Consider the following 11,111-nt stretch of genomic DNA (forward strand, 5'->3'; position numbering starts at 1 on the left):
ATATGCGCTGGCCTTCTTCAGAATCTCGTTGGCTTGGCGCAGTTCACGGTTCTCACGCTCCAGGGCCTTGATCCGTGCCTTCTCCTCGCTTGTCGGTCCGGACAACTCGCCTGCATCACGCGCGGCGCGCCGACACCAGTCCCGCAGGCTGAAAGACGAACAGCCCAGCTTCGAGGCAATTGCCCGGTAGGCAGCACTGTCGCTGCTGTAATCAGAACGATGTTCGCGGAAAAGCCGAACGCCGCGCGCGCGGAACTCGGCCGTGTAGCTCGGGGTGTGTTTCTTGTCTGTCATGAGGCTCACCTTTTGAGAGTTTTACTCTCCGGTAAACCCGGGGCGGTTCAGCGATCGCAATGATTGAGCACGACGCCAAAAGTCTCGCCAGCGGAACTTGACGAGGTTTTGCACATCCTTCAACGGGTAAACAGAACGGCTTGCGAACCGTTCATGTAAAATGGAATGGTAGATGGCTCGCCCGCGTGGTGGGACTTTTTGCGTCAAGTGTTTGAAAATAAATGGAGGCGAGTACCGGACTCGCTACCATTTTTCTAAGCCACTGGAAGGCTTGAACAATCGAGTGCGAGGTTGAGTTGTGTGTCGCACTTCGTGTCACATCTTTGAACTAAATCCATGCTTGCTGTCAACAATAAGCTGATTGGCAGCAAGGCTTGGAATGGCAAACTCATGCCAGTTGTTTCGCTCGTTTCTCTCTTAAGACGAAGGCTTTAGGTGGATAATCAGCCAACTATGCACAGAACCAATTCGACTTCGGCAATAAAAAAGATACTGACAATCGACATTCCTTCATTCTGGGGACCAACGTCACTTCAGCGAAGAGGTATAAGAGCGCGTAGGCCGCGTGGGGTGGCAAGTTAGAGTTGGGGGGCGTATGGGGGAAAAATAGGACCCGGACTAAGTAGATATGGCCTCAAAAAAATATGCTGTGAAATTACGATGACTGATGAGGCACACCCCCTCAAGGCTTTTATGAGTGACGCAGAGATCGCGGCGTTGGAAGATCAAACCCCACCACGCTCATGGCCGTTTGAGCCATACTTGCGGATTTGTAATGCTGAGGCCGAGAACCTCCTAGACCTGCTCATGGATGACGTGTGCGCGGAGTGGGCGGCATCATTTGAACGAAAGCCAAGCATCAACAGGCAACAGGCGTTTATCGACTGCGGTAGTGTCATTCTCGCAAACCTGATGCGGGCGAAGTGCAGCAGATGGCCAACGACAATCGGAATGCGACGCGGCAAGGGCGCTTTGAACCGTGAAAGGCGATACCGCCCTGACTGCATGAAAGCGGCTCTGTTCATCACGGTCCAAGACTGGCTTATGAAATCCGGCGATGTCGAAAAGGTCAAAAGCGGGTTCAACCTTCCGGGTTACAGTCAGACAAGCCGGTTTGGCCTGACAGAAAAGGGCGTCCTTGAACTGGAGGCCGAGGATTGGACTTTTGCCGACTTCAAAGTGGACCGGGGCAGAGAGACCATTCGATTGAAGGATGATAAAGACCGGCTTTGCGGATACGGTGACACGCCCGAGACAATGACGATGCGGGCACGTCTGGACGAGATCAATGCAAAGCTGGGCGCGACTGAAATAGGCACGACTCGACCGCTTAACATCCATGACAAAGAGCCCGATTACAAAGGCCGCAAGGTGCGTTTGTACCGAGTATTCAACCGGGACAGCTTTGACCACGGGGGCCGGTTCTATGGCGGGTGGTGGCAGAACGTGAAAAGCAATGTGCGTCCCGCGATCACTATAGACGGGCAGCACACCGTCGAAGCGGACTTCCGAGGCTTTAACCCAGCGGCAATACTGGCAGAGGCAGGCCAGCTCGTACCGGAAGACCCCTATTCTCCAATAGTGGGGGCGAATGCGCCCAAGGAGTTGCGTGATCATGCCAAGGCCACGCTTGCCGCCTACCTCAACTCCAAGTCAGGCACGACAGAAGAACCCGGCGACTTCGATAGCGCCAAGTGGGGCATGACGGCAGAGGACTTCCGCGCCAAGGTGCTGAACGCTTTCCCGATGGTTCCGGCCATGCTGGGCACCGAAAAGGGCATGAAACTGCAACGGCTGGAAAGCGATCTGGCGGAGGCGATCATGTTGCACTTTGTCAGGCAGGGCCATGCGATCCTGCCCATCCATGATGCCTTCGTCGTGCAGGCCCATCTGGAACGGGAACTGGTGCAGGTGATGAAAGACACCTTCAAGGCAAGGCTTGGCCAGATTCCCCATGTCAAAGTCACCCGGTCTTACGCCTTGCGCTGACCTGCCCCTATAAATCCAATATCCCCATTACTGGGGCAAATAAGGCCCGTGGCCTGTCACGTCTGGATTTTCCCTGTCCCGTCAGGCACAAGGGGGGGGGCGAATAACACGGGGGCGACCATCCATGCAGAACCTTCTCGATGACCTCACGGAGCTTCTCCAAGCCGAAAAGCGTTCATATCGGACGGGGCGATCCTCAATAACGCGGTGGTCGAGGCGGCGCTGAACACGAACGCGCGGCTGCTGGCACTGCTGATGCAGCCCGACACGATCAAGGCGAGTTTCTTCACTGAAGTTGCAGGCGCGCTGGTCTTCGACAAGGTGAAGTTTCAGGACTTCGTGTCCAACAAAGCCTTCCTGCCCGACAGCTACACGGCCTTCAAGAACCGGATCGGGCTGACGGACGGTCGCGGCGACCACCTGAGCCAGTCACGGGACGTGGTGCTGGCTTGGCCCTACAAGGACTGCGTGCGGGAAGGCGGCATGACGAAAGAGGACCGGGGCCGGAACGAAGTGTTCTCGAACACGACGCTGGCCCCCGACGACATCACGCGGCTGTTTGAACCCAAGGTGCTGACCGGCTGGGAGCGCTGGGATGCGGAGGCTGTGGCAGAAGGTAAGGCCACGCCCGTGGGCGAGGTGTCAGAGGACGACAACCTGCTGATAAAGGGCAACAACCTGCTGGCGCAGCATTCGCTGAAGAGCGCGCATCTGTGAAAGCTGAGGGCGGCCCATGCTGGCAAGCTGCTTTTGCCAATCGGAATACGTCTTTTAGGAGATCCCGGCCTTGCAACAGGCACTCCCAACATCCAGCCCATCATGCGAATGCATTTCATTCCAGCGTAGCATTATCGTCCAGGTACCGTTTCCGAGCCCTCCGATCTTCTCCTGTGGCGCTCGAATCGGGGCACAGTTTTCGGGGGGCTGAGACAACGCCGATCAAAGTTAGGAAGTCGTTAAAGTTGAATAATTCTACCCAGGATTGATCAAACAAGAATTTTGGCGGTGATGAACCGGCGCTGGGTATGGAATGCATGCGTATTCACGATGGACGCGAATCAGCGTCAGGGAGAGATACGTGGCCGACCACCAAAGCCATTGTTTACAGGTGCACAACAAACATGCTGACTGAAAGGTGACCTTGCAAAACGGTGGAACAGCTGCTCGCGATTTTCCCGAATAAGGCGAAAATAAGACCGAATTTCGGTTGGAATTTGGTAAGAGTTTGTTAAAGTCGACCGTGTCCCGAGCGAAGGTCAAACCTTCGCCAAAGGTCATAGCGCCCAGACGGATTTGGGGGGCACGAATTTGGTGGAGGGCTTGTGTCTTCCGCGTTCTGGACCACAACCGAACCTTTTTAGCTAAGGAGTTAGCAAATGCTTAAGAAATTCACATTCAGCGCCGCGGCCATTGCGGCCGCTGGGCTCGCCGCGCCGGCCATGGCGCAGGACGCAACGTCCCAGATCAACGTGGTCGTTCAGCCGATTGCCGAACTGACGTCGACAGGCGTCGGTGAGATGATCATCGACGCGCCCGGCAATAGCTTCATGGGTAACCCGAGCTCGGGTGGCGACGATTTTTCGAACGTCACCACGTTCGAGCTGGTCACCAACTTTGACGTCGACGGCATCCTGTTCGAGTTCGACGAAGGCGTCAATGCGGGCGAAATGGCGTTGGTCGGCCAGACCGATGGCCTGATCCTGACAGGTGTGCCGCAGGCGGCACCGACGGACATCATCGGTGGTGGGACGGTGCACGGTGCCAGCGCCGCGGGCGAACTGCTCGTTACAAACAATGACCGGGATGATCCCGATCAACCCTTCGGCCCCGGGACGCACGAGATCGGGATCGGTGTTTCCACCAATTGGACCCGGATTATCGACTCCGTTGGCGGCAGCTTGACCGGCGACGTCGCCACGCCGGACACCTACGTCGCGAACGTTGACGCGACGATCGTCGGCACCCCCTGATCTGCTGATGCGAATGGACTGAATTCGCAGCAACAGGATGAAAGCGGGCGGCGGTGTTGCGCCGCCCGCGACCTCCGGGGGTTTTCATGAGAAACAGCGTATTGTCACTTAATGTGATTCTGCTTGGCCTCGTCGCGGTGACCCCTGTCGTTGCGCAGGGCAACGTCGACGTGGATGTCGAGGTCGAGGAGATCGCCATTCTCGAGGTCGATCAGAGCAAGGGGACGATGCTGATCGACGACGCCTCGTTCACGGTGATGGGCAACCCCTCGGACGAGGGCAGCGTGCTCGACTCGGGCGAAGGCAATTACGCCAGCGTCGGGTTACGCACCAACACCTGCCTCGACTTCGTGCTGGTCGAGTTTCCGCGCTCGGCGGGGTTCCGCAATGTGCCCGACGGCGCGCAACTGGGCGTGGCCACCGGGCAGGCCAGCGGCAACAGCCTGGGCGTCTGGCCGCGGGTCTTCCGCGTCGACCCGGCGACAGGGGCTTTCCGGCCCGACCCGGCTGTCCATGACGGTAGCGACAGCGACCTTGCCGTGACGGGCCTAACCGGCGTTACCAAGGATTTTTGCAACGGGAGTCACAAATTGGCGCTGGGCGTGGGCACGGCCTATGACATCACGCTTGACGGGGAACAGGCTTTCGCGCCGCCCGATACGTATATTATTCCGCTGACCGGAACTCTGGTGCCCTGAGCGTCGCCCGGTCCGAACTTACTTTGGGAGAACAGACATGGTCAGATTTTCGGCAATTCGCGCCGCCGCCGCAGCCGCCACCGTTCTGGCCGCGCCGGCTACCGCTAAAGCGACTTCGGAGGCCGAGATCAAGGTCGTCGTGCAATCCATCGCGCAGCTTCAAGTGATCACGGGATCGTCAACGACCATTATGACAGACAATACGCTGACCGCCGCGGGCGACCCCAGCCCGTTGGGCGGCACGAGCGGCATGGGGCATCTGCAACTGTCGACGAATTACTGCATCGGCGGGATTGAATTCGATTTTCCCACCGTCACGGGGATCCGCGGCAATCCGTCGGCCTATTACGGTGCGGCCGAGGGGTTGAGCACCACCAACACTTTGGGCGTGCAGCCCTTCGTGCGGTTCCCGACCGGCTCTCTGAGCTTCGGCAGCCTTCCCGCGCTGAGCGGGCGGGCAACCGATGCGCCGCTATCGGCCTCGGGACTCACCTATGGTCTGTGCGACGGGACCTATGACATCTTCATCGGGCTGGTCACGCGCTGGGATCTGACCCTGCCGCCGGAACCGATGTTCGCCGTGCCCGACACCTATCGCATCCCGGTGACCGCGACGATCGTGTCGTCGCCATAACACGGCGCGCGCACAGGTTGCCCAGGCCGCATCGCGCGCCTATGGTGCATTCGGAAGACCCCATCCTGGAGGATTGCTTTGTTCGAACGGCATTTCGCGGGCGCCCTGATGGCGCTGATCTTCATGGCGCTGACCGCCACATCCGTCGCGGCGCAGCAGAACCTGTCGGTCCGCCCGATGCGGGTCGAGGCCGATGTGCCCGCCAACCGGACCTCGCGCGTGGTTCTGCGCGTGAACAACCGCCACGCGACGCGGACCGAGCCGATCAACCTTTCGGTGGTGGACCTGACGCAGAATTCCGACGGCACGCTGCGCGTCGTCACCGACGAGATGCGCGAAGAGATGCCGCCAGAGAGCCTGCGCGCCTCGAGCCGGCAATGGGTCGAGCTTCCGGCCGAGCGGATCGTGATTCCGCCCGAGACGACGCAGGAGATCCCCGTTTTGCTGAGCGTGCCACCGGATGCGCGCGGTGCGTTCGCGTCGGGCATCATGATCCGGACCGATGCTCCCGAGGTGCCCGAGGGCGAGGAGGGGGAGCAGACCGCGGTCTTCGCCATCAGCTTTGGCTTCCTTATCCCACTGTTCACCGAGATCGAGGGGCGACCCGTTCGGCAGGATATCTCGATCGGTAACGTCCGGATGGAGTTCGACGATGGCCGCAACGACCAAGGCGAGCAGGAGGCCGAGCCGACCACCCGTGCATTTATGGAAATCAGCAACGATGGCCAGACCTTTTCCGAGTTGCGCGGCGACATCGTCGTTGAGGGCCGTGCCGGTGAGAACTGGCGGACCGTGACGCGCGCGACCTTGCCCGAGCGGAGCATTCTGCCCGGTCTGGACCTGGACCTTTCGGCGGATCTGGATCGGCGCCTACCGTCGGGCGAATACCGCTTGCTGGGCAATCTTCAGGTGGACGGACGACGGCTACCCCGGTTCGAACGCGTGATCGATTTCGAAGGCGACCCCGAGATTGACAACGTCGCGTTCGACACTGCGCTGACGCTGTCGCCCCCTCGGCTGGCGCTAAAGGCGGTTCCGGGCGCGACCCGGACCAACACGATCGAGGTCGGAAACCCCGGAGAGCTTCCGCTTAACGTCAAGATTGGGATCACGACACCCGAGTCGCTTCAGGGCGTTGCGATGGGCGAGATGCGGGGCGAGGACATTTCCGCCGCCCAGTGGAGCGACGCACGCCCGTCCGAAATCACTCTGCAGGGTGGACAACGGCGCAACATCCGGGTGCTGAGCCGGATGCCGCGTGAGGGCATGGATTATGCCAATTACTATGCCGATATTACGCTTTCGGGTCGGTATGAGGATGGCCAGAGCGCCGGCGAGACGAACTCGCGCCTCCATATTCGCCAGCAGCAGATTGGCAACGCGCCGGCAGGTATTCTGGATCAGATGGGTATCTCGATCAGCGAGCAGGCCGAATATATAGTCCAGACGCGCTTCGTGAACACCGGCAATGTCGATATCGAGCCGCAGGTCCAAACCGAACTGATCAACGAAACCGGGAATGTTGTTTCGCGCGCGCTTTTAACTGGCGAGCCCGGTCAGCTTTTGCCGCTGGGAACGCGCAGTTACGCGGGAGTCATCAATATCAGCGACATTGCGCCGTTGGACTACACTTTGCGGGTGGTTGCCGCCTATGAGGGCGTTCGCCTGTTCGACCGCCAACTTCCGGTGAGGATCGACATCGTAACGGAAGCAACCGAGGACGAACCCGAGGTCCGCGAAATGACCATCCTCGATGAATAGAATGCCGTTCAACGATTTGCCCTGTCACTAGGGCAGGTAGAACCGTCACATAAACACCTTAATCGCGCCAAACCGTCGGCGCACCGCGCTTGTACCCATAGTCTTATCACGGGTGGAGATCGCCCGGCTATCCGGAGAGGTGGAAGATGGGGCGCAGTGCGCGAGTAGTTCGTAAGATTGTGGCGGTGACGGCTTTCTGCGTGGTCTTGTTGGCCCGCGTCGTGAGTCCCGAGGCCGCCCTGTCGCAGACGTTCGGAACGCCGCAAACTGTGAGCATCGCAATCCAGATCGGCCCGATCGTCGAAGTGTCGTTTCCCGAGGGAACGACGTTTTCTCTCGAGGTCGCGTCTGGGGGGGGGGCGCTGAACACGGGGATAGACCATCGCCGCGGGGCGGTGCCCATTGCCGTTCCAGTGGAGATCCCGTTCGAGGTACGCGGGAATGCGCATGCGGTGGTGTCGGCTATGCCGGGGCGAGGGGACCTTACCCCGGCGAGCGATCTGGTAGGGGTGGCGAAGATGCGCAGCGACGGCTCATCGGTCTCGGACACCGCAGCGCTTAGATACCGGACAGTTGTCGAATTCCCCACCGGAACGCATCGTGGTAAAATCGACACAGGACGAGCAATGATGCGGGCGAACGTCGCCGACAGTCCTATGCGCGGTGTAGTGCATGTAATACCATTCGGCTATGAAGATACGGCCATCGGACATTACACCGGTTCCGTAGAAATGGCAGTTTACGCCGAGAAGTGAGGCAGCTTCTCGCGTTAACCGATCGTGAGGGACTGATGAAAAATTTGGGTCGAGTGCTGTGCATCTTGGCAATTGCAATAATTCTCCAAACTCTTCCCGTCCGGACGGCGGAAGCGCAATCACAGCCAATTGTTAATAACGTATTCTTTCAAACGGATCTGCGGCAGGCGCTTGAAGACATTGCCGCTCAAACCGAAGAGAACATCATTGCGGACCCGAGCGTTCAGGGCATCGTCTCGGTCACGCTGGACGATGTGACACTCGATCAGGCGCTTGATCTCGTTCTGGCTGGCACGTCGTATCGCGTGGCGCGTCAGCCGGACTATTACCTCGTTTACAGTCCCGATGCGGACTCCGACCTGTTTACCGAGATTTCCGAAACCCGGCTTTTCGAACTCGAAAACCTCGATCCAGCTTCGGCGCGATCGTTGCTGCCTCAACCTTTCCAGAATTATGTCCGCGTTGATGAAGATACGGGGCGCCTTGCCGTGACAGCGCCGCCGCAGCTGATGGCCCGGATCGAGACTGATCTGCGCACGCTGGACCGGCAGGACGAACAGACGACCACATTCTTCGCACTTCAGTACGTCAAGCCCGAGAATGCACGCGCTCTGTTGCCCGAACGGTTGCAAAGGTATGTGCGCATCGACACGACTCGCAATACTGTAGCGATTACGGCGCCGGGCCAACGCCGGACTGAGATCATCGCGCTAATGCGCCGCCTCGACGCGCCACGCGCACCGGCGGCAGTTGATACCCCTGACATCTACCGTACACAGATCATCGAATTGCAGCACGCGACCGCCGAAAGCGTAATGGCGCTTCTGCCTGAGAGCATGGTGGGTGCCTATGTCCGAGCCGACACGGAGTCCAACACCCTCGCCGTCAGTGCCCCGCCGCATATGATCGACGGTATCCGGCATGACGTTGCAGCTGTCGACATTCCGCGTCGGCACGTGATGCTAGATGCACGCGTCGTGGTTCTCGAACGGGCGGACCTGCTGGACTTCGGGACGGATATTTCCTGGCCTGAGATCACGCTTGGCGGTGTCACGGCGGATAATATCGATTTCCCGTGGGAGTTACGCATTGGCTATACCCCCAGCCGAGAATTCACCAACGCGTTGTCGCTGACATTGAATTACCTGTCATCGACGCAGCAGGCAACAATCGTGTCCAGCCCGCAAGTTCTTGCACAGGATGGGCGGGCCTCGGAGATCAAGGTCACGACTGAGGAATTTTTCGAGATCCTGACCGAAAGCAATGCAAACCTGACCACGTCGCAGCTTGAACGGATTGAAACCGGGACGATCCTGTCGATCACGCCACGGATCGGCACAGGGCAGGACATCACACTCGACATGAACCTTGAGGTGTCGGATGTCGTCGGGCGTGGCGAGAACAACCTTCCCGTCGTCAGTCGCCGAACCGCCCAGAGCACCGTCTCTCTGGAGGATGGAGGCACGGCTGCAGTGGCCGGATTGATGGATACGCGTTCGCAAGTCACCGCAAGCGGCGTTCCGGGCACCACCAGTCTGCCGCTTCTCGGCCGGCTTCTGGGAACGGATGAATTGAACCACCAGGCCCGACAGGTGGCGATCTTCGTCACCGCGACACTTGTCGATCAGAACGGCAAACGCTTTGAGACCGGATCTGAAAGCCCGCCCCGGATTCGCAAGGTGAGCGATGAGCAGTTCCGCGCCGAGTTGTTGGACGCGCTTGACCGGATGCAGCAGGGAGGAAACTGAGATGCTATTTTGCGCTCCGCACCGTCGTGCCGTCTTTCTGTTAGTCAGCGTTCTTGCGCTGGCTTCCTGCGCAGGCGATCCCAATGTGCAGCGTGTCAGCGAGCCCGTTACGTCGCTTGCTGTCGGAGACCCGGGAGACGTCGGCGCGATGGCGCTGGCCCAGGCGATGACCCGTGCCGGTTTCTCGCGCGCCGAGATACTGGAAATGGGTCCACAGATCCGGCGCGGTCTTGCAGACAATGGTGGCGCGCAAGCGCGTCGCAAGGGTCGGATCGTCGCGCTGTTCTCGCACATGGATGGGCGGCTCTATGTCACCAGCGCAAATGTTGGCACCTTCACGGTCGATATCTGATCGTCCCGTGTAGATATGCCAGTGCTCGCGGGACATTTCACTTAATCTCCCAGGTTTGGGAAGAAGTAGATGCTCATGACCAAGGATCAACGCGAGATTCAGCGCAAGCTGCGGATACTGCGACATTCGGATGAGATCGGTAACGTCGCGAGGACTTGCCTCAGCGCCGGACTAGGGTCCGTACTCAATTAGCGGATTCCCTTTCGAGCTTTGAACTGATTCACTCCCGTTCAGAATTGTCGGGAGCAAACTATGACACGAAATCTCTTTTGGCTGAGCGATGAAGAGTGGGCAGCGATCCAGCCGCATTAGAGGTGGTCGCGGAAATTCGGACCATTGGTTAAGGTGGATCGCATGATGAAAGTGACGATCCAAAATGAAGAAACGCAAGAACCATTCGCCAGAGTTTAAGGCCAAGGTGGCGCTTGAAGCGATCCGCGAGGAGATGACGCTGGCGGAGCTGTCCAAGAAGTATGGCGTTCATCCCACGCAGATCGGAACGTGGAAGCGCGCGGCGATAGATAACATGGCGACAGCATTTACGCGCCGTGGTGCGGCCCCAGAACAGGTTAGCGCCGCCGATGTCGACAAGCTGCACTCGAAGATCGGCCAGTTGGTGGTGGAACGGGATTTTTTAGCCGAAGCCTCGCATCAGTTGCTCGGGACGCGAGGCAAAAAATGGTGACCCGGGATCATAAGTTAAGCATGCGAAAACAGTGCGAACTGTTGCAGCTATCGCGGTCACGGCTTTACTATCAGCCCGTCGGTGAGAGCGCTGAGAACCTGCGGTTCATGGAGATCATTGATAAGCAGTTTGAACCGCCCCGGGTTTACCGGAGAGTAAAACTCTCAAAAGGTGAGCCTCATGACAGACAAGAAACACACCCCGAGCTACACGGCCGAGTTCCGC

At 58.9% G+C, this 11,111-nt stretch carries 11 protein-coding genes; 9 read left to right on the forward strand and 2 right to left on the reverse strand.

From position 1 onward, the window contains the following. Positions 1-294: transposase (locus tag BMW66_RS19010; protein WP_139196274.1), on the reverse strand; the 294-nt coding region annotated here is incomplete at its 3' end. A 660-nt stretch (positions 295-954) separates the two neighbouring features. Here BMW66_RS19010 and BMW66_RS19015 point away from each other — a divergent pair. The 8 genes from BMW66_RS19015 (at position 955) to BMW66_RS19050 (ending at position 9,849) form a co-directional block, all read left to right on the forward strand. Beyond that, complete coding sequence (locus BMW66_RS19015) at positions 955-2,283, forward strand: hypothetical protein (RefSeq protein WP_093120718.1); 1,329 nt, start codon at positions 955-957, stop codon at positions 2,281-2,283. Positions 2,284-2,490: 207 nt separating this feature from the next. Continuing rightward, complete coding sequence (locus BMW66_RS19020; RefSeq protein WP_093120720.1) at positions 2,491-3,000, forward strand: site-specific DNA-methyltransferase; 510 nt, start codon at positions 2,491-2,493, stop codon at positions 2,998-3,000. 659 nt (positions 3,001-3,659) lie between these two features. Continuing rightward, positions 3,660-4,253, forward strand: a complete 594-nt coding sequence (locus BMW66_RS19025; protein ID WP_093120722.1) for a hypothetical protein — start codon at positions 3,660-3,662, stop codon at positions 4,251-4,253. Between the two features lie 86 nt (positions 4,254-4,339). Then, complete coding sequence (locus tag BMW66_RS19030) at positions 4,340-4,951, forward strand: hypothetical protein (RefSeq protein ID WP_139196299.1); 612 nt, start codon at positions 4,340-4,342, stop codon at positions 4,949-4,951. 37 nt (positions 4,952-4,988) lie between these two features. After that, the gene (locus BMW66_RS19035; RefSeq protein ID WP_093120725.1) at positions 4,989-5,585 is read left to right on the forward strand and encodes a hypothetical protein; all 597 of its coding nucleotides are present in this window, start codon (positions 4,989-4,991) and stop codon (positions 5,583-5,585) included. A 108-nt stretch (positions 5,586-5,693) separates the two neighbouring features. Then, the gene (locus BMW66_RS19040) at positions 5,694-7,346 is read left to right on the forward strand and encodes a hypothetical protein (protein WP_139196301.1); all 1,653 of its coding nucleotides are present in this window, start codon (positions 5,694-5,696) and stop codon (positions 7,344-7,346) included. 146 nt (positions 7,347-7,492) lie between these two features. Beyond that, on the forward strand, positions 7,493-8,101 hold the full coding sequence (locus BMW66_RS19045) for a hypothetical protein (protein WP_093120728.1): 609 nt from the start codon (positions 7,493-7,495) through the stop codon (positions 8,099-8,101). 65 nt (positions 8,102-8,166) lie between these two features. Then, complete coding sequence (locus BMW66_RS19050) at positions 8,167-9,849, forward strand: secretin N-terminal domain-containing protein (protein ID WP_175483327.1); 1,683 nt, start codon at positions 8,167-8,169, stop codon at positions 9,847-9,849. A gap of 40 nt (positions 9,850-9,889) precedes the next feature. On the opposite strand, the gene BMW66_RS20195 is transcribed toward BMW66_RS19050, so the two are convergent. Then, complete coding sequence (locus tag BMW66_RS20195; protein ID WP_139196303.1) at positions 9,890-10,327, reverse strand: hypothetical protein; 438 nt, start codon at positions 10,325-10,327, stop codon at positions 9,890-9,892. 250 nt (positions 10,328-10,577) lie between these two features. Here BMW66_RS20195 and BMW66_RS20700 point away from each other — a divergent pair, with 250 nt between their 5' ends. Continuing rightward, positions 10,578-10,886 carry a transposase gene (locus BMW66_RS20700; protein ID WP_093120733.1) on the forward strand — a complete coding sequence of 103 codons (309 nt, stop codon included), beginning with the start codon at positions 10,578-10,580 and terminating at the stop codon, positions 10,884-10,886. The last annotated feature ends 225 nt before the right edge of the window (positions 10,887-11,111 follow it).

The sequence above is a fragment of the Salinihabitans flavidus genome, from assembly GCF_900110425.1.
GTDB lineage: Bacteria > Pseudomonadota > Alphaproteobacteria > Rhodobacterales > Rhodobacteraceae > Salinihabitans > Salinihabitans flavidus.

Excerpts from the sequence above, each read along its gene's own strand:
- BMW66_RS19025 (WP_093120722.1), top strand. The coding sequence starts at position 3,660 with ATGCTTAAGAAATTCACATTCAGCGCCGCGGCCATTGCGGCCGCTGGG.
- BMW66_RS19040 (WP_139196301.1), top strand. The coding sequence starts at position 5,694 with ATGGCGCTGATCTTCATGGCGCTGACCGCCACATCCGTCGCGGCGCAG.
- BMW66_RS20195 (WP_139196303.1), bottom strand. The coding sequence starts at position 10,327 with ATGTCGCAGTATCCGCAGCTTGCGCTGAATCTCGCGTTGATCCTTGGT.
- BMW66_RS19035 (WP_093120725.1), top strand. The coding sequence starts at position 4,989 with ATGGTCAGATTTTCGGCAATTCGCGCCGCCGCCGCAGCCGCCACCGTT.
- BMW66_RS19030 (WP_139196299.1), top strand. The coding sequence starts at position 4,340 with ATGAGAAACAGCGTATTGTCACTTAATGTGATTCTGCTTGGCCTCGTC.
- BMW66_RS20700 (WP_093120733.1), top strand. The coding sequence starts at position 10,578 with ATGAAGAAACGCAAGAACCATTCGCCAGAGTTTAAGGCCAAGGTGGCG.
- BMW66_RS19045 (WP_093120728.1), top strand. The coding sequence starts at position 7,493 with ATGGGGCGCAGTGCGCGAGTAGTTCGTAAGATTGTGGCGGTGACGGCT.
- BMW66_RS19015 (WP_093120718.1), top strand. The coding sequence starts at position 955 with ATGACTGATGAGGCACACCCCCTCAAGGCTTTTATGAGTGACGCAGAG.